Below are 19,059 nucleotides of genomic sequence, written 5' to 3' on the forward strand. Positions count from 1 at the left end.
CTCACAGTTTAAGTCCACCTGCCGTAATGCCATCAAGCAAGTATTTTTGTCCGAAAATATAAAAGAGCAGCGGAACGATAAGCGACAATGTCACCCCTGCCAGGATGGAAGACAAATTCCCCGTCGCGAACGCTCCGGTTAATGCCGTCATACCGATCGGCAGCGTCATTTTCTCGAAGGAATTCAGAAAAATTAAAGGGCGGAAAAAATCGTTCCAATGCGCGATGAAACTGATGACCGAGGTAACGGCAACCGCCGGAAACGACATGGGAAGAATGACTTTAAGGAAAACCCATAATCGGCTAGCACCGTCCATATTAGTGGCTTCGTCATAGGTAGATCAGTTCCGTGCACGTGCACGGAAAAGGCTAAAAAAATTTGTACCGAAGATACTATTACCGATAGGGGCGTCCCCCCTCGCCACTTTCCCTGCATCTGAGTGGCAAATTAACATTGTGAGCTCCAACAACATAAATCGTGCACGTAAACGACCTTATCTTAACAAATGACCTCATGTTTGTAAACGCTTTTATTAGAAATTAGTTCATCTTTCCTATTCCTACTCTTTCCTGTATCGTTCACGAGCACGGGTATTGACCAGCCCACTCTGTTAAGCTACGATTAGACCACTAGATTCCATTCTCACGGAGGCCGCATGAACATTACCAGTAAACAAATCGCCGAGCTGTGCGGAGTTACACGGGGAACGGTGGATCGGGCGTTAAACAACCGTCCCGGTATTAATCCGGAGACTCGTGTGAAAATACTGCGGGTCGCAGAGGAGCTCGGCTACCGCCCCCATTTTTTAGCACAAAGCCTTGTTAAAGGACATACCAAAACGTTAGGTATCGTGCTGTTTGACATCCATAATCAGATTTTCTCCCAGCTATTCCACGCATTCGAAGCCGAAGCTAGGAAACGGGGTTATATCGTTTATCTTGTCCTTTCTAATCGCGACAAGGACCTAGAGCTAGAGTATATCAACAACTTGTTAGATCGTAGAGTTGATGGAATCGCACTATTGCCGACCAATTTCAACAAAAAATTTGAAACTCTTTTGACTCGCTCGCGGACACCAATCGTGACATTCGGCAATCGCCTTTCAGGCCCTTTTCCTTATATTTGGATCGACGACAAGCAAGCGATCAGAGACTCAGTCGCCTTTCTTTCCAGTCAAGGCTATCGGCACTTGATCTACATAAGTCCGCCTCTGATGCGAAAGGGAAAAGAGAATATTTATGTGCCCGAGCAACGATATCTTGGTTTTATCGAGGCATGTGATGAGATCTCCGATATGCGGCATAACGTCATCGCACAGAAAAATTATTTGGCTGAATTGGAGCAATTGATAGAGAAAACGGACAGCAAAAGCGCGATCTTATGCTCTAGTGACGTGTACGCACTTGAGGTTCTGAAATGGTTGAAATCCCGTAAAATCCGAGTACCTGAACAAATTGGCCTCATGGGTTTCGACAACATTCATGTATTAAAATACATGAATCCCTCACTAACAACAGTTGATTATAATGTGGATGAAATCGGCACTAAACTGGCCGACATCTTAATTAACCAAATTAACAATGATGAGGTTCCTGCCGAGACTCTTATCTCTCATCATGTCCTTCCGGGAGAATCCGTCACTCTAGACAGAGACTTATAAGTCTCTGTCTATTTGGCGCGAAGTGTGTTGCCAACCGAAATAATTTCAAGAGCCATCTGCGAACGATTGGCCCTTGGCGGCAAGGGCTTGACGAATCTGATCCAGAGCCTTTGGTCCCATACCATGCAGCTTCAAGATCTCGGCCTCGGTGAGCTTGGTGAACTGCTCTAGTTGCAAGTAGCCTGCACTAGCGAGTGCTCGACGTGCTGGATTGCTTAACCTCGGAAGATCAGATTTCTGGTCGTCGATAGTTTCCGCATGATTAGGTTCAATGTTTTTGTTCTTTGGCATAGTAAGTTCTCCTTTTTTTTCTCCCATTAACGTTCAATGACAACCTGTGTCACGATTTTCTCCGGCCCAATCTCGTACCCTGCAAACCAAATCTTTACACTTTCTCCCATTTTGATGTCGGAGAAGTCCGCATTTTCATCGTTCACCCAAACTTGTGTAATTGGGAGCAGTCGATGCTTCACACCATCAACTTCGATTGTTCGTTCTGTGTTAACGCCTTCACCCGTTTTCTCTAATCCCGTGACATTACCTCTTGCATCGCCTATTCCATTGTCTCTTGTCATTATTTCAAGTCGTAGTCCCGTTGTTTGCCCTGGGTAACTCGTCAACATCATCCCTTCGCTCCAAACCTTGACTATAGAGCCGATTCTTACGTCCCTCGCATGGACTGGCTTCCCTTCAAACTCGATGTTCGCATCGTCCGACATCGTGTACCACGCAGCGTCAGGCATTTTCATTTCTTTGTCTAAGAATTTATTGGATGACACAACCAGAAACCGACCCTTTTCATCGATTGCAGTGATTTTGCCAGTCAAACCTGGTTGATCGCCAATTGTGTATACCGAAATGTTCAGTGGAAACTCGCCACCAACCGCCTTATAGATCGATTGTCTGAGCTCGGCTTCCTCTTCCTCAGACAGCAACTTCGAATGATCGCCAATTCGGCGGATTTCTAGGAAACCTTCGTTTTCGTTGCTGTATGATGACTGGAACTTCACACGGTGGCTATCAAATACGTTTTTCAATAAGGGGAGCTGATTCACATACTTTTCCAACTCCTGTTTAGATATAGATGTCACCTTTCCAGGAGTTTTGGATGGATTAGCTCCCTCATCTCTGTTCAGGAGATTCGATTTCCCGCAACTTGAAAATAATATGGTCACAAATAATATACAAACAACTACACCGAACAACCTCATCTCTTTCCTCACGACACGCCCCCTTATTCAAAAGTAGGATAGATACTATTAACAGGTATCCTTTCATGATTTTGTAAATATTAGACGCGTTAAAGCTAATCATAGTTTCGTTAATCTGCCCTTCTAAATGGCACAAAAAAACCCACAGCAACAGGCTGCGGGTTAAGTTTTTTGGCAAATATAGCTGCAATAGCTGTTCCTTGCTATAATCTCACACTCGCCACGACTGGATAATGGTCTGACGGATAGCGACCGTTGTACAGGCTTCGGTCGACGTTGATTGAATTCACTTGAATTTCGGGCGTCACGAAAATGTAATCTATCGGCTCTCCCGTGTCGCCGCCGTTAAAGTCATGCCAGGTGCAGCCTACATCATTATCCGTGCCATATGCGTCACAAAGCCCCGCATGTGTCAGAATTTCAATCACATCGCTGCTTGGACTGCAGTTAAAGTCACCCGTCAATATTGCAGGAATCCCGTCTCGGCCGTCCATTGTGCGGATTCGTTCTACAATAAGCTGGATGCCGTTCGTTCTAGCTTCCTCACTCATATGGTCCAAGTGAGTATTGAACACGTACCACTCCTGACCGTCTTGCTGCCTCAGCCGTACCCAGGTGCATATTCGCGGACAGCCAGCGTTCCAGCTCAAGTAACCGAGCCGTTCAGGATATTCGGATAGACCGAAGTTCCCGCTCTCGACTGGCTTCAGCAAACCACGATGATAGAAGATGGCGCAATGCTCGTCTTCGTTCCCTCCCTGACGGCCTTCACCGAGCCAGACGTAATCCGATAGCAGCGCTTGCAGATCCTGCAGCATGGCGTGCGTTCCCTCCTGCGTGCAAACAATCGCTGCCCCTGCTTTTTTTATGGCCTCTGCCGCTTCATTAATGCGGTTCGGCCATGCATTGTCGCCATCCTGCTTGACATTAACCCTCAGGTTAAACGTCATCACCGTTATATCCATGGTTCTCCTCCAATAGTTACAAATAACCTGCCAACTTTGTAAGAATTTGCGCTTGTTCTGTCGTCAATTTTTTGCCGCTTTGGGCTTCCACTTCGTTTAAGAAAGCATGAAGCATGCCTTCCTTTGCCTTTAGATTTCCTCGCTTCTCCGCTTCCTGAGCACTCAGAAGCTTGCTGCAAAGCCCACTTACAATCCCCTGATCATCAGCCATAAACTGACGAATGAGCCCACACAGCCCGTCGTAGGTCACAGAAACCTGAAACGTAAATGTGGCGGTACTGGTGTTTCCTGCCAAGTCTGTGGCTGAAACCGAAATATCGTGGCTTCCAGGTTCAAACGTATAGGCAGGTTGCCCAACGAGTGAAGATGAACACGAATTCGTAACCAGTCCGGATAATGCGTCTACAGCTGTGCAGCCAATATAAACCGCTTGTTGTACAGTATACGAACGTTCGCCCGAGAATTCAATAACCGGAGCCGTTTTGTCGATCCGGATGTCCATCGTTCGTGGAGTCTCCTTGATACCTGAGAAGTTCGTAGCGGCATACGTCACGCTCGTAACCCCTTCGACAGATATCGGGAATTGGAGTGATGATCCCTTTACGGTCGTTTGAGCAATCTGCTGCGCCCCCAATGCCGAATAGGAGATGGAGTAGGCACGGTTTGCTTCAATCGTTACGGCAGCATCCTTGTTGATCCATCCGCTTTCGTTCGGAGACGGATTGATGCTTGCGACTGAGATTGGCGGGACTGAATCTTTAACGCTAATGAAAAAATCATCATAATATGCAGATGAAATATTATAACGGCTCGTTACCGCGATTAGACTAGCGTAAGCTGCGTTGGCCGGCGCCTTTCCTTTGAGAGTCACCTTCTGCCATTGGGCTAATCTGGATTCGTCCAGATGGATTTCGAGTGTGGAGATCGTCGCGTTGTTCTTGTCAAAGAAGCGGAACATGAATCCCGGTTGACCTGACTCAATGTACAGATTGACGCCCGCTTGGTATTCTTCCCCAGGTTTGACCGGAATCTTGTCACTTTGTACGGCAACGGAAGCTGTCCGGAGTTTATCTGTGATCTTCAGGCTTTTGGAGCCAGAGAAGCTGCGCTCGCCGCTGATCTCAAACCGGTAATCTGTTCCTGTCGCGAACAAGGAAGTCCAGCCGGGAATGACGCCATTATTCACGTTATCTTCCAACCCTCCGTTGCGGACAGGAACTGGGATTCCCGGTGGCTCCTCCACGATTTCCCCATCTACCTTCATTCGGTATAAAATTGTATTGGTCGCCTGATCGGTAAAGTACAAGTCCCCATCCATTCCCAGATCAAATCTTGATGTGTCCGCCAACGTGCGGAACTCCAGCGTTTGCGGATCGATAACGGTCAGTTTGTTATTAAAGAGGACATAGAGCAGTCCGTCCTCCGACCAGCGAAGCGGATGATGAGCCCATTGGCTAAAGCTCAGACTCGGATAGATTTTCTTACTTTTTACAACGTTGTACGTATTGGGATCTATGGCAAAAATGTATTCGTAAGAAGCGCCCCAGATCAAGCCGTCCGGTCCGACGGCCAGATCGCCGATGAAGATCGGTTTCGTCAAGCCGGGGACCCGAAGTGGGAATTCAGCAATTTTTTGCTCCTTATCAACATCCCATACGAAGATTTTCGCTTCCTCTTCCGTCGGTTCGGAGCCAAGGCCGTTCCGGATCGTGGTAGATCCATATATTTTGCCGTTAAGGTAAGCTGTGCTGAGTACGCTTTGATTCTGAACAACGTTGCGGTGAACTTTCGTTTCCCCCGTTGCCGGATCATGTACCGTTAATGAACCGCCTAACGTCCCATAACCGGATATCGTGGAAATAAACAGCTTGCCCTGACCGCCTGTGATATTTACAAGCCGTTCTTGATCATCCCCTAAAACAGCTAAACGTTTCGGATTTGAATCGCTCGGTTCAGCTGCCAAGTTGTATTCATACAGGGCGCCTTCCGGATAAACCCCCATATATACTTTATTTCCAACAGGGTATACACTATCCGCTTGACCGATACTGAAGGGCTTGGCGGTGTTATCCGTCAAATTGACAAGCGATGATCGTGCCTGTGAGCCTGTCGTGATCAGCTGTGTTTCTGAGACGCTTTGGAGTCGATTCACAACTCCAGGAAGTCCTGGTATGATAGGCGGTTTGAGATAAACCTGCTTCGTTTCGATATTCATCAACGTCACGCCGCCGTCATAACGTACTGTCACCAAGGTTTTGCCGGGCAGTTCAGGGTTATTCGGAATCTCCACCCAATCCGCACCGCGAAAGCCGGAAGCATATTCCATTCCAGTCAATGCGACTTCATGCGTCGCAAGATCGAAGGTCTTCAGCTTTTTATCTGACATAAAGTACAGTTTTCCGTCTAGTGAGTCCGTGGCATGCAATCCCGTCACATTCTCCAATTGGACATCCAGCCAAGCTTCTGTCTGCGTATCGTAGATGTAGGCTTCTCCCGGCACCCCGCTGCCATCCGTATAACGGGCAAACAAATATCGGTCGTCAATGGTGTCCAAGTCATATACAGTATCATTCTTAACGCTGAGGGAAGCGGCAATATTCGTTTTCATACCCGTTGCCAAATTTACCCTCACAATTTGCTTCTGTGCGGTTCCCGCATAGACATTCCCGCCTTGGTACGCGATAGAACGTACATATTCTTGATCCATTGCGCCGATGACTCGGCCGTAATCCTTGGTCATTTTGGAGGCAGGGTCATACTGGTATACCTTTCCGCCGGGATATGTCCCCACGTAAACACGTCCCTGCTCATCCGTTGTAATACTATTCGGTACGGATTGCCCATCGAATTGAGCTACCTGCGTTGGCGTATGCGTAACTGGCGAGTAGCTCCAAAGCCTTGCCCCGCCACCATCAGCTGCTAGGTATAAGGTTCCGTCAGGGGCGACAGTATGCGCCCAGGAACTCTCCGAAGGGCCGATTGGAATGCTTCGCAACAGCTTATAATCCTCTAGATCAATGACATTGAGATGTCCCGGCTTCCCTTTGCTCGTCGCATAAAGCACATAATGCCCGTCTTCTCGGCCTACAGTGCCGTTGAATACTGCAACCGTATAATTATTCGGAATTAGGAGCTCCTCAGGAGTCCCGTAAGATTTCTGTGAAAGCCGACTGCCCTCAGCCGAAACGAAAACAGCCCCCCAACTTGTCAAAGTGATTAATAGGACCATCATGAGCACGAACACACGATACTTACTGTTTGGCATTACAAAACCTCCTAAGCGTTCTCATTAATTTCCCTTTTCGAAATGTAAGCGTTTTCACTCTATCTCAGAACCCGAACTCTTCTTCCCTTCCACTGTTCTAATACTCCTCAAGAGCTCATTTTTCATATTTCAAAAGTGTCCCCATAACATTGCCTGGCTGCTCATAATTCCGGTATGCATCTTCCGCACGCTCCAAAGAGAAAATATCAGATATAAGCGGCTCTACCTTGATTCGCTTCTCCGCCAGCAGACGAACATATTCGCCGATATTCCGGCCTTCTGTCCAGCGCACGTATCCAATCGGATAATCGCGGTTTTCCAGCTCATATTGAACATCGTACCTCCCGGGACCGCCGGCTCTGGAAATTAGAACCTCTGCTTCCTTGCCGAACATAAGCCCTCTAGAAAACTCAGTCGATAAATCTCCGACAATAACGATCTTACCTTTATCCCTGATCCACTTGAGTGAGCGGTTAATCAGCACTTCACCGGGGCCACTCGCACACAGAATCACACTATCAGCGCCATGACCGCCAGTCAGGTGTCCAAGCCTATCTTCTAACTGTTCTTGATCGACAAAAGCATGCCCGCTCCCCTGCTGTTTGAGCAACTCAACGCGACTGGCATTCAAATCTATTCCGGCTACTAGAAAACCCGCCGCAGAAGCAATTTGGGCGATCATCTGCCCCAAAATGCCTAATCCAACGATAACCGTGGATTCCCCGAATCTTAAATCCGCTGTGCGCAGCGCATGGATGGCAATGGCGCCTAGCCCCGCAAATGCTGCGTCCTCTGGACGGACATGGTCTGGCACAACAGCGGTTAAATTGGCCGGGACAGTCAGCCATTCTGCATGGCGTACATAAGGGGCCCCGTAGCAAGCGACTCTCTGGCCTAATTGCAAACCGGTCACATTATCCCCGATCTGTTCAATGACGCCGACGGCGCTGTAACCTAGCAAACCCTGCTGCTCCGAAGCGCGTTTGATATACGTTATTTCGGTTCCGGGACTAATCGCCGAGTACTCGGTCCGTATACGCACATGACCATCAGGTAGGACGCCAAGGTCAATGTCTGTAATCATAATATTGCCTTTTACAGCTGCAACAGCCTTCATTCTGGTTCTCCTCTTCCCATCCGAATTCCTAGATTTAATCTACTGGTTTCTTGCGATAGTCACTCGGTGAGATGCCGCAATATTTTTTGAATGTTGTTGTGAACGTGGATGAGTTCAAATACCCGGTCTTTTCCCCGATCTCCGCGATACTCAGTTCCGTATGTTTCAAATATTCTTTTGCGTGCGACAATCTGACCTTATTGAAATATTCCACATAATTGATGCCGAACGTTTTCTTAAAATAGTTCGAGAAATATTTGGGACTCGTATTCAGCACTTCGGCCATATGATCTAGATACAAGTTCTCCATATAGTGCAGCTCGATATATTGGGAAATGAACTCCGGATTCAGCTTGCTCTTCTGATCATGATTCCGCTTGTTGGCGATGAATCGGACCACCTCTATAAGCGCGTTCTGGATTTCGCCATAACCAAAAGCGTTATCCACTTTCCAACAAAAGTCCATTTCCAATTTGCAAAAATCCTTATTTCCGGAAGAGGAATCCTCGACCTGCTTGGAGAGGTAGAAAAATATGCACTTGGCTATATGCGCAAGCTGATGGTAATGAATATTCCGATTCTTATTTTCCTGAATAATCTCTGCAACAATTCGGATGCCATCGTCTGCTTTTCCGCTTAACAACGTATGAGACAGCTTTTCAATCTTCTCAAAAGGAAAATAAATATCCGAGACGTAGCGAATGGCGTCCATGTCGACAATTGTCCGAGGCATATTAACATTCCGGTAAAGCATGCCGTACGTAATGTCTTGGTAGGCTTCATTGCAATTACTAACTTTAGAATCGTACAATTTGCTGACGCACCCCCAAACTGAGTACCCTTTCAGCTCTTCTTTCATAGCACGATTTACAAAAGACTCAAGAGCATCCATAACCGTCTTCCGTTCGGAGGCCTGTTCGATTCCTATGAGAGCCAGAAACTGCATACTGCCTGCATGAAATACAACAGAGTGATCTATCTTGCTGCTCAATCCGCTGCTCAAGATATCTGTCATTTCATCAATCCTCAGAAGGGGTTGATCGTACTCCTCGAGACGCTTAACGTGCAGGACAGCCATAACAAACTGACGCTTCCGGAAAAAATCGGAATAATACTTTTGCATTTGTATGTCGTATTCCTGAGCATGCGAAAAACCATCCAGCATTTGCAGAAAAATTCCTCTGCGCATCTCAGAATCAACAAAGTCCATTTGTTTCTTGAGCGATTCATTTTCCGCCTGTACGCTGACAATACCGCTGTATATTTTCCGAAAATCGTTCCCCTTTACATGCCCACCGCCAAGCAATTTGAGTATATCCTTGACCGGACGGTACAAGTAGATGCTTAGAAAGGCGGAAAGCAGAACGGCACTGATGATCGCGCTGATCATAATCATGTGATTGGCGGTTGCAACCGAATTAATATTTTGGAATTGATACGGAACTTTATTGATATAAATGTAATCGTTGTACTCCGACCTATAGAAGTTATATTCGAAATTCTCGCGAGTTAAAGAACCTTCCTGTGACGGATTAAAATAAACATCATTTAACACCTTATCTAGATTCCATTCCTTGTCCGTGCTGAAAATCATATTGCGATTAGCGTCGAGAACAATCAAGGAAGCTCCCGGAATCATCGCGCTGAGATCGATTTTCTTCAGCAGTTTGTCTGCATTCAGCAGAACCATGACATTCTTATCGGACATTCGGACTTTATTGCCGTCCATGGCCACCATTAAGCGCTGTTTTCTGTTCGTTAAACCGTCATTCGAAACGGAAAAGTCTTCCACCGGAAAAAAAGTTAACGCATGCTTGGATTTGGCAAACGCCCGCCAATACTCATAATTCCAGCTTTCGTGTTTGTACTTTTTTTCGAAAAGAATCTTCAAATCACTAGTGCCTTTAGCCGTAACGGCTAATTCAATGTTGTTGTAAAATACGATCACATCTTCGATATAATCCACGGAAGAGGCCAGCCTGGAGATGTTTTCCTGCATCGTGTATGCCTTTGTCATATCGATGCGTTTGTCTTCTGCCGATTCAAGATTGTCGTATGGCAGTCCTTGGATGCTAAACATGAGATTGTTAACGTTCGTAAAGCTGCTGTCAAACGATTGAATAATATTTTTGATAGCTAACCGGTTATTTTGCGTCACTTTCTCATAGATCCCGGAAATGGAATTTTTATAGACAACATAGTTGGATACAAACATGATCACAATGACTAGCAATAATGCGAAAAAGATTTGCAGCAAGCCTCTGTTAGCCATTAATCGGTTCATTGGTGTCACCTCATTACCTCTCACCTTTGTCTCCAACTAATATTCCACATTTGTCTATTTAACCCTTCTCGGAACCAAGCATCACCCCTTTCGCGAAATACTTTTGAGCAAATGGGTAGATCACTAAGACAGGAATCATGGAAAGTACAATCGTGGCGTTTTTCATCGCTTGCGGCGCCAGTGCGGCCCGATCGACAAGGGCGGCATCATTTTCAGCATTGAAGATAAGCATATCCCTGAGTACAACCTGCAAGGGGTACATATCTTTATCGCTCAAATAAATCATCGGGAGGAAGAAGCTGTTCCAATGTCCCATGAAATAGAATAATCCGATGGAAGCAAGAGCCGGCTTGGATAGCGGGATGATGATACTGAACAAGATGCGGTATTCAGAAGCGCCGTCTATGACCGCAGCCTCCCTAATTTGGCTGGACATGTTCTCGTAGAAACTTTTCAGAATAATCAATTCCATCGTCCATATCGCATTCGGCAGCACAATCGCCCATACTGTGTCTAAAAGTCCCAACTGCTGTACGACCATATAAGTTGGAATAATACCGGCGTTAAAGAACATCGTCATCACAATTGCCAGCATAAAAAACTTTCGTCCGAAAAATGTTCGCTGTGAAAGCGGGTAGGCGGCAATCGAAGTAAACAGCAAATTAATGAATGTCCCAAGCGCCGTATAATAAATCGAATTCAAATATGCTCTTGGAATTTTATCGTTTTTAAGCACTTCCATGTAGGCACCCAGATTGATTCCTTTCGGAAATAAAAAGACTTTTCCTTGTATGACGGATGAGGTCTCACTTAATGAGACTGCTATCATGTATAGAACAGGATACAGAGTTGCTATGGCTACACAGATCAATAGGATCCCATTCACAATGCCGAAGACAGACAGTCTCCCTTGTCCTACCATAGCCCGTTCCCCCCGATCCTTTTGCTCAAATAATTGGCACCCAGCAGCATAATCATGGCTACTACCGCTTCGAACATACCAACCGCAGCCGCATAGCTGTAGTTTGATTCCAATAAACCTTTTCTGTATACATACGTGGAAAAAACATCGGCAACGTCATAGGTCATCGGATTGTATAAAAGCAATACTTTTTCATAACCGATCCGAATCATCGATCCCGTCTTTAAAATAAACATCACAAGTAAGGTTGGCAGCAGTCCAGGAATGGTAATATACCAAATCATCCGGAATCTGCTTGCTCCGTCGACTCTCGCCGCCTCATACAGCGTCGGGCTTATTCCGGCTATCGCTGCTAAATAAATAATCGCTTCATAACCCATTGTGCCCCATATTTCAGACACTACGTAGATCGGACGGAACCAGTCGGGATCAATCAGAAAATACTTTTTTTCAATGCCGACAGCAGAAAGAAGTTGATTGAATAACCCATTAGTAGGTGAGAGAAAATCGATGATCATACTGCTGATAATGACGACGGATAAGAAAGCAGGAAGATAGCTTAATGTTTGAACCGATTTCTTGAACCACTGCAATCTGACTTCATTCAACAAAATGGCCAATATAATCGGAAATGGAAAGCCAAATATCAGCGTATAAAATCCTAACAATAGTGTGTTTCTGAATAATATCCAGAAATCTTGATTGGTGAAAAATTGGATAAAATGCTTCAGCCCGACCCACTCACTGCCCAGCACGCCCGAGAAGACGCTGTAATCCTTAAAGGCTATAATTAACCCGTATAAGGGTCCGTAACGGAATAAAACGTAGAAGATTATACACGGAATGAAGAGTATTAGCAGCTGTCGATCCCTTCTCATATGCTTAAATGCGGCCGATAATCGGGATTGTGTCTTTAGGTGTTTTTTCGATGGTGCTGCTGAAGCATCTAATATTGGTTGCTGCACGGTTCCATCCCCTCCTTTACCGATGAAGGGCACCCAGAAACTAACTTCTGAGCGCCCGGCTCACCATCTCTAGCTGCTTGATCTCTTATTTGGCTGCATCATACCGTTTTTGAGCGTCGTTGTAGACTTTGATATACGCATCCAGTCCTTTTTTCGTAATCGTTTTTTTCCATTCTTCCCACTGGCTATCGCCGTATTTTTTATCAAGGATATACTTGGCGTTAAATTCTTCGGCTGCTTTTTGCAGCGTGGTTTGCAGTTGAGCTAGGGTCGATATTTCTTCATCTGTGAAGTTCAAAATAGGATCGACGGGCTCAAACTTTTTCCCTTTCAGAATCTTATCTTGAGCTTCTCGTTCTTTCTCAGAAAATTTGTAATACACACTGCGTCGATCCGGTCGCAAGTAGGCTCCCTCTAACCACATCGCATAACGGTCTTCCAGTACGCTGATGTCAACCAGAGGCAAATCCTTCAGTTGCGGATAGACAGGGACCCCATCTTTGCCCCACTCAAAATTCACGCCCTCGACCCCAATCGTCATCAATTCGCCGCCGGACGGGCTAGTCAAGTAGTCAAGCAGTTTAAGAGCTGCTTCTTTGTTTTTATTGTTGGAGACTGTCACGCTAAAATCAGATACTTTAGGCAGTGTTCTTACATTGCCCGTCGGTCCTATCGGATTGGCATAACGCAGATTATAGTCGGGATTTTTATCCTTAATTTGGTTATAGAATAAATCCAAACGTCCAATCCAATCCCAAGTAACAAAAGATTTGCCGGTGGTCATCTTCGTTGTCCACGAATCCTGTGTATCCGTCAAAAACTCAGGGTCCATCAAGCCTTCGTTGTATAATTTCTTCATGAAATCCAGCATTTCTTTGTGCTCGGGCTGAACGCTTGCATACTTCCAAGTTTTATCTTTCTCGTCATAATAGGAAGGATACGTATCTCCGTTGCCTAAGCCCCAGCCGAACGACCAGTCTCTAAAAATATTCGCAAGACCTTTCGAGGCATACGGATAAGAGTCCGGGTAAGCTTCTTTCAGTTTTTTGAGCGCTTGATAAAACTCTTCCGTATTCGTCCATTCTTTTATCCCTAATTTGTCAAAAACATCTTTTCTAAACATAAAACCGTGATTGACATCCCGATTCAGGTTGAATATTGGCCAGGTATAAAGCTTACCGTTTTCATCGCCGTAAGATTTTATGACCCAATTGTTTTCTTCCACATATAATTTTTTGAAATTCGGAAGCTGGTCCGTGTAATCATTAATGGCAACTACACCTTTTTGTTTACCAATTTTCTTTAATTCCGCCGGCTTGAGACCGCTGAAAATGTCCGGCAGCTTGCCTGAGGCGACAATAACCTTAAGCTTATCTTGATAAGTTTGAGGCGAATACGTCTGGAACTCGACTTTAATGCCTGTGCGCTTTAATATTTCCTGAACAACCAGCCGATCTTCTTTAATATTGGATGAATTGCTCGGCAGCATCCAAGTCAGTGTCGTTGGTTTGTCCACCAGGGGAAGCTTTAATCCTCCGGTATCTCCATTAGGTTTGGCCGCAGCGGTGGGCGAGCTTACAGGTGTGCTCGTCGCATTGCCGACTGCACCTGCATCCTTGTTTACGTCGGCCTTTCCACTGCAAGCAGCCAGCATCATAATGATCGTTGATAAAACGGTAATGATGCGGATCGGCTTTCTTGTCATTTGCGTTCCTCCCTTTTATTTGCATTTACGCTTTTGGTATTTACTTGTAAGCGCGTCAGCTTCCCTTTTTATATTAAAAGCGCTTCCAACTTTCGTAAATAAAACGATTTCCACCGAGTTATATTTTTCTCGAGATTTCCTTCAAAAACAAAAAAAACCTTGTCATATCAAGGTTTTCCTGCGTGTAGAGAATGATAAAGAGGTAGAAATTCGTGAAGAATGAGGAATCGCAATGTCTTTTATTATCAGCCGATTGTGATCTTCCCCTCCGGGTAACGATAAGGCTCTTTTTTCGGTAATGGTGATAAGGTATATGCCAATGTGACGGGACCAAGACGTCCTACAAACATTAAAATAATGATAAACACCTTACCGAATCCCGAGAGCTGTGACGTTAATCCAACCGACATTCCTGCGGTAGCATACGCCGAAGTAACCTCGAACAAAATGCCTAAGAAATGGAAGTTCTCGGTGATCGAGAGGATCATTGTCGAAAGTACAATTAAGATAAAGGAGAGCAAAGTAAATGTAATAGCTTTATAAATCCGATCCTTCGAAATTCTTCTGTGGAATAGTACAATTTCTTCCCTGCCTCGAACCATTGCATAAACCGCTCCAACGAGGATTACGAAGGTAGTTACCTTAATCCCCCCACCGGAAGAACCGGGCGCGGCTCCAATAAACATCATGATAATGATAAAAAACTGTGTAGCTTGCCTCATCGAGGCAATATCGACCGTGTTCACTCCCGCTGAACGTGATGACACGGATTGCAGCATCGCACTGAGCGTTTTGCCTATGGTGGACAAAGGCTGAAGCGTGAGGGAATTGGTGAACTCAAACACAAAGACGACCAGTGTTCCTACCACTATCAGAGCGGCGGATGCAGTTAAGATAACCTTGCTGTGCAGCGTTAGTTTTCTATTCTTAGGGAATGTAAGTAAGTCAGAGATAACGATGAATCCGATTCCGCCTAAAATGATAAGTAACATCGAGACGATGTTAATGTACGGATCCTCTACATAATGCATGAGACTTCCCATTCTATGAGGTATACCGCCAAACAGATCGAATCCCGCGTTGTTGAATATCGAGATGCTATGAAAAATGCCGAAGTACAACGCTTGGCCGATTGGCATTTCAAATGACCAGCGAAGTGCGAATAACAGCGCGCCTGCCAGTTCAATATATAGCGCGTAGATCAACACCTTGCGAATAAGACGGACTATACCTTCTGTTGAATGGTGGTTCATCGCTTCCTGTAAGATGAGACGTTCCTGAAAAGAAATACGGCGGCGGAGTACGAGTGCAATGAGTGTGGACATCGTCATGAAGCCAAGACCGCCAATTTGGACTAGCAAAATAAGAACAATCTCCCCAAATGCCGATAAATGTGCTCCTGTATTGATCACGGACAGCCCGGTAACACAAGTAGCGGAAGTCGCCATAAATAAGGCGTCGATAAATGATAATCTGCCTACACCTACATAGGAGATAGGCAACCACAGAAGTATGGCACCAATTAGGATGATTACTAAGAATCCGATCGCCATAACTTGAGGCGGACTCCAGCGGAATTTTATCTTGGAATGAGGTAACATATAGGACTCCATGAACTTATGATTATCCGACTATTGTATAATCTGTCAATAACAAAGTAAAGAAAGCATGAACAAGATGGCATGCCTCTAAATTGTCTTATAGAATTTTTGAAAATTATTTCTTTTTTTCATTCCAATTATGGTAAGATATCGTACGATAAGTTAAGTTTAAGAAGGGAGCTCCCACCGTGTCTCGTATTATTCAAGTAGATGAACGCCCCTCCATAGGCGAAAGCATTCCCCTTAGTTTACAGCATTTATTTGCTATGTTTGGCTCCACCGTGCTGGTCCCTATTTTGTTTCATGTTGATCCAGCTACTATTCTGTTGATGAACGGGATAGGCACCTTGCTTTATATTTTCATTACAAAAGGAAAGATCCCCGCATTCTTGGGGTCAAGCTTCGCTTTCCTCTCTCCCGTTTTCGCCGTCCTCGCCTCCAAAGGATATAGTTCGGCGTTAGGCGGATTTCTGGTCGTCGGATTGATTTTTACGATCATAGCGTTGTTGATTCGTGTCGTGGGGACACGCTGGATAGACGTCGTATTTCCACCTGCTGCGATGGGAGCGATCGTTGCCGTTATCGGTTTAGAGTTGGTACCTACAGCCGCCTCTATGGCAGGCATTATTTCGCCGGCTAATTTAAAAGAAGCCTGGGTTCCAGATCCTATCGTTATATCGGTTTCTATTTTTACACTTTTGGTAGGAGTCGTAGGTTCCATTGTCTTTCGTGGACTTTTGAAGGTCATTCCGATTCTGGTAGCCATCGTTGCAGGCTACCTACTCGCTGCATTGCTAGGTTTGGTGCATATTGGAGAAACATTAGGAGCTGCTCAGTGGTTCAGGCTACCTACTTTCTACAGCCCAACATTCGATCTGGCGAGCATTTTAATCATCGCTCCTGCTGCTTTAGTTGTCATAGCGGAGCATATAGGCCACTTGATTGTAACCGGGAATATGGTAGGAAAAGATTTATCCAAAGACCCTGGATTAAGTAGATCCTTACTCGGAAATGGCATCTCTACCATGCTGTCATCCTTAGTAGGCTCAACACCAAATACAACTTACGGTGAAAACATCGGTGTCATGGCGATTAGCCGCGTATATTCTGTGTGGGTTATAGGAGGAGCAGCGATCCTAGCGATTGTTCTCTCCTTTGTCGGGAAAATCTCGGCGTTGATTCAAACTATTCCAACTCCTGTCATGGGCGGCGTTTCCTTGCTGCTGTTCGGTATCATCGCCTCTTCGGGGATCCGCATGCTTGTGGAAACCAAAGTCGATTATTCCAAACCGGTCAATCTGATTCTAACAACCGTTGTTCTTGTCATCGGCCTTAGCGGAGCAACGCTGAAATTGAGACATTTTGAACTGAAAGGTATGGCTCTAGCCACCATAGTTGCCATTCTGCTCAGCTTGTTCTTCAAGCTGCTGGAGGTTCTCAAGCTTTCTAACGACAAATAATCAAATGGTATAAAGAATGGCTATCCCTAAAGTCTTAAGAGACCTAAGGGATAGCCATTTATTTAAATATGATACTAAATTAAAAACCGTCCAGTCATCGCTATATCTGCTTCAAGCTCCTAAAAACATGGATGGCATCAAAAAAGGGCTTGCTATACCTACCATCCTCTTGAACGCTCCAACAGGTTGCTAGAACAGAATGTGCAAATCCCCACGATATCAATCTCTTCTTGTCTAAGTTCAACTCTTTTACAAATATATCAATTCGCTTCTCAATGACATGTGTTGAATCTCCAATAGGCAATTTATTTAACAAATATTGAATGACATCGTATTCTCTGTCTCCAATCAACCCTTTAGGATCAATCGCTAACCAAGGTTCTCTAGCAGCCATTAAAATATTGTAATGATGTAAATCGCCATGAAGCAAAAATGGTTTATCCGGCATAGCATTCATTGATCTATAAGTGTCCACAGCTTCTTGCAGTATTTCCTTAGTTATTGGACCGAGACCTTCTGTATTTCTCTTATAAATATTGATTAATTTCTCTTCCATATTCATTGTTGTTGGAATGCTAGATGAATTGGAAGGAGCAGGAATCCACAATTTCTTCATTACTTGCGAGGCTATATGTGCAGCTTCCTCCTCATTTTCTAATGAGGCAAGTGTTTGCCCAGGTATCAATCGTTCAAGAATAAGAATCCCTTTTGCGATATCTACATCAATGATTTTAACAATGCCATTCCCATTATACAGTTTAAGGGTTTCGACTTCAGATACAAATTCATCACCTGGAACGACGAGTTTTATCACAACTTCAGTTCCGTCTTCCCGTATGGCAGGAGCCACAAAATTAAAGGATAAATCAAACGGGGACATCATTTTTATTTGCCAACGCTTTTCACAATCACAAATAAGCTTGTCAAAATTTCTCAACCATTCATCAGCTTTATCCTTATGGACGTCTCTTATTGTTTGAACGAATTGTTTTGGTAAGCTGTTCATTGTCTTTACCCCCACAATAGTCAATTCTTCTCGATCAATTGAAAGTACAATCGATCTCATTATAAGATATATTGTTCAGATTAGGTACTTATCTACATATGAGAATGGTTTCATCTAATATAGGATTTGTTTTTATGTGAATTTTTTATTAAAATAAATAAATTCGCTAACCATTTTGCAAAGAAGGAACCCATATGCCTTTTCTCAGATTTAAAGGTTTTCAAAAGGATTTCATTTCTTCGATTTCAAGTACCATCATCCTACAATTTTCGAAGTTAACTGGCGTTGTGCAAGAGAAAATAAAAATTGAACTTCTTCTTGTGGAACAATTAAATAATTCTCCCCTATCCTTAGAAATATATATGTTCCCTAGAGATCAGGAATTGCATGATAGCATTGTTAAAGAACTCTATACGATTTTATGTGAGCATGGCTTTCGCGATGTTCATATCTTTTTTATCCTACTTTCTCCTCATTTGTACTATAAAGAAGGACAACCATTAGTATCCAATCATTCAGAGCCTTTTTTAATTACATGACTTTATGGAGTGGAAAAAAAACATGAAAAGGCACGCTTTTAGCGTGCCTTTTCTCTATTTAGCACATCCACCACGGCCTAAGTCAGCAAAAATATTATCATCAAAAGTAGATGATCGTAAATCCTAACTCACAGTCATCTTCGTCGATTTTTTGAACAGCTATTTTTGCTGCAATGATGTTTTTCATCGTTAGATTCAAGTTGAGGTAGCACTACGATTGCTGCATTGATGTTTTATGTTTTACATCGTTACGAGGGAGAATTGGCGCGAATAACTTTTCATATAACTCCCGACATTCACTTTCCAAATAATCAGATTATATGGATAGCTCCAATCTATTTCGTAGCCGCGGAACATCT

General features: G+C 44.4%; 14 protein-coding genes and 1 pseudogene. 3 read left to right on the forward strand and 12 right to left on the reverse strand.

All coding sequences use genetic code 11. From position 1 onward, the window contains the following. Position 1: 1 nt before the first annotated feature. Positions 2-322 (reverse strand): annotated as a pseudogene (locus tag ASG85_RS03135) (ABC transporter permease subunit); the annotation flags it as partial. Positions 323-655: 333 nt separating this feature from the next. Here ASG85_RS03135 and ASG85_RS03140 point away from each other — a divergent pair. Further along, on the forward strand, positions 656-1,660 hold the full coding sequence (locus tag ASG85_RS03140; protein ID WP_060645336.1) for a LacI family DNA-binding transcriptional regulator: 1,005 nt from the start codon (positions 656-658) through the stop codon (positions 1,658-1,660). A gap of 45 nt (positions 1,661-1,705) precedes the next feature. On the opposite strand, the gene ASG85_RS03145 is transcribed toward ASG85_RS03140, so the two are convergent. From ASG85_RS03145 to ASG85_RS03195, 10 genes are all read right to left on the reverse strand, one after another. Further along, a complete protein-coding gene (locus tag ASG85_RS03145; protein WP_060645337.1) occupies positions 1,706-1,951 on the reverse strand; it encodes a DNA-directed RNA polymerase subunit alpha C-terminal domain-containing protein in 246 nt (81 codons plus the stop codon). 26 nt (positions 1,952-1,977) lie between these two features. After that, on the reverse strand, positions 1,978-2,883 hold the full coding sequence (locus ASG85_RS03150; RefSeq protein WP_060645338.1) for a DUF3221 domain-containing protein: 906 nt from the start codon (positions 2,881-2,883) through the stop codon (positions 1,978-1,980). A gap of 191 nt (positions 2,884-3,074) precedes the next feature. Then, positions 3,075-3,836, reverse strand: a complete 762-nt coding sequence (locus ASG85_RS03155) for an endonuclease/exonuclease/phosphatase family protein (protein WP_060645339.1) — start codon at positions 3,834-3,836, stop codon at positions 3,075-3,077. A gap of 16 nt (positions 3,837-3,852) precedes the next feature. Then, positions 3,853-7,101, reverse strand: coding sequence for a PQQ-binding-like beta-propeller repeat protein (locus ASG85_RS03160; RefSeq protein WP_060645340.1), 3,249 nt, complete (start codon positions 7,099-7,101; stop codon positions 3,853-3,855). 115 nt (positions 7,102-7,216) lie between these two features. Next, positions 7,217-8,218 (reverse strand): zinc-dependent alcohol dehydrogenase, encoded by a 1,002-nt coding sequence (locus ASG85_RS03165; protein WP_060645341.1) that lies wholly within the window; start codon positions 8,216-8,218, stop codon positions 7,217-7,219. Between the two features lie 34 nt (positions 8,219-8,252). Continuing rightward, a complete protein-coding gene (locus ASG85_RS03170; RefSeq protein WP_060645342.1) occupies positions 8,253-10,502 on the reverse strand; it encodes a helix-turn-helix domain-containing protein in 2,250 nt (749 codons plus the stop codon). 58 nt (positions 10,503-10,560) lie between these two features. Continuing rightward, positions 10,561-11,424: a carbohydrate ABC transporter permease gene (locus ASG85_RS03175; RefSeq protein ID WP_060645343.1), complete on the reverse strand. Its 864-nt coding sequence runs from the start codon at positions 11,422-11,424 to the stop codon at positions 10,561-10,563. Continuing rightward, positions 11,418-12,302: an ABC transporter permease gene (locus tag ASG85_RS03180; RefSeq protein ID WP_082562160.1), complete on the reverse strand. Its 885-nt coding sequence runs from the start codon at positions 12,300-12,302 to the stop codon at positions 11,418-11,420. Before ASG85_RS03180 ends, ASG85_RS03175 begins: the two co-directional genes overlap by 7 nt. 172 nt (positions 12,303-12,474) lie before the next feature. Further along, on the reverse strand, positions 12,475-14,094 hold the full coding sequence (locus ASG85_RS03185; RefSeq protein ID WP_060645344.1) for an extracellular solute-binding protein: 1,620 nt from the start codon (positions 14,092-14,094) through the stop codon (positions 12,475-12,477). A 245-nt stretch (positions 14,095-14,339) separates the two neighbouring features. Continuing rightward, positions 14,340-15,695 carry a TrkH family potassium uptake protein gene (locus tag ASG85_RS03195; RefSeq protein ID WP_060645345.1) on the reverse strand — a complete coding sequence of 452 codons (1,356 nt, stop codon included), beginning with the start codon at positions 15,693-15,695 and terminating at the stop codon, positions 14,340-14,342. A 188-nt stretch (positions 15,696-15,883) separates the two neighbouring features. Here ASG85_RS03195 and uraA point away from each other — a divergent pair, with 188 nt between their 5' ends. Then, the gene (gene uraA, locus ASG85_RS03200) at positions 15,884-17,155 is read left to right on the forward strand and encodes a uracil permease (protein WP_057303207.1); all 1,272 of its coding nucleotides are present in this window, start codon (positions 15,884-15,886) and stop codon (positions 17,153-17,155) included. Positions 17,156-17,255: 100 nt separating this feature from the next. Here uraA and ASG85_RS03205 read toward each other — a convergent pair whose 3' ends face one another. Next, positions 17,256-18,161 carry an aminoglycoside phosphotransferase family protein gene (locus tag ASG85_RS03205; protein WP_057303208.1) on the reverse strand — a complete coding sequence of 302 codons (906 nt, stop codon included), beginning with the start codon at positions 18,159-18,161 and terminating at the stop codon, positions 17,256-17,258. Positions 18,162-18,355: 194 nt separating this feature from the next. On the opposite strand from ASG85_RS03205, the gene ASG85_RS03210 reads away from it, so the two are divergent. Continuing rightward, positions 18,356-18,700: a DUF1904 family protein gene (locus ASG85_RS03210; RefSeq protein WP_057303209.1), complete on the forward strand. Its 345-nt coding sequence runs from the start codon at positions 18,356-18,358 to the stop codon at positions 18,698-18,700. Positions 18,701-19,059: the final 359 nt, after the last annotated feature.

Source organism: Paenibacillus sp. Soil724D2 (assembly GCF_001427935.1).
Classification (GTDB): Bacteria; Bacillota; Bacilli; order Paenibacillales; family NBRC-103111; genus Paenibacillus_E.

Coding starts and splice junctions, on each gene's coding strand:
- ASG85_RS03140 (WP_060645336.1), top strand. CDS start 656: ATGAACATTACCAGTAAACAAATCGCCGAGCTGTGCGGAGTTACACGG.
- ASG85_RS03155 (WP_060645339.1), bottom strand. CDS start 3,836: ATGGATATAACGGTGATGACGTTTAACCTGAGGGTTAATGTCAAGCAG.
- ASG85_RS03165 (WP_060645341.1), bottom strand. CDS start 8,218: ATGAAGGCTGTTGCAGCTGTAAAAGGCAATATTATGATTACAGACATT.
- ASG85_RS03180 (WP_082562160.1), bottom strand. CDS start 12,302: ATGAGAAGGGATCGACAGCTGCTAATACTCTTCATTCCGTGTATAATC.
- ASG85_RS03185 (WP_060645344.1), bottom strand. CDS start 14,094: ATGACAAGAAAGCCGATCCGCATCATTACCGTTTTATCAACGATCATT.
- ASG85_RS03145 (WP_060645337.1), bottom strand. CDS start 1,951: ATGCCAAAGAACAAAAACATTGAACCTAATCATGCGGAAACTATCGAC.
- ASG85_RS03205 (WP_057303208.1), bottom strand. CDS start 18,161: ATGAACAGCTTACCAAAACAATTCGTTCAAACAATAAGAGACGTCCAT.
- ASG85_RS03195 (WP_060645345.1), bottom strand. CDS start 15,695: ATGTTACCTCATTCCAAGATAAAATTCCGCTGGAGTCCGCCTCAAGTT.
- ASG85_RS03160 (WP_060645340.1), bottom strand. CDS start 7,101: ATGCCAAACAGTAAGTATCGTGTGTTCGTGCTCATGATGGTCCTATTA.
- ASG85_RS03175 (WP_060645343.1), bottom strand. CDS start 11,424: ATGGTAGGACAAGGGAGACTGTCTGTCTTCGGCATTGTGAATGGGATC.
- ASG85_RS03210 (WP_057303209.1), top strand. CDS start 18,356: ATGCCTTTTCTCAGATTTAAAGGTTTTCAAAAGGATTTCATTTCTTCG.
- ASG85_RS03170 (WP_060645342.1), bottom strand. CDS start 10,502: ATGAACCGATTAATGGCTAACAGAGGCTTGCTGCAAATCTTTTTCGCA.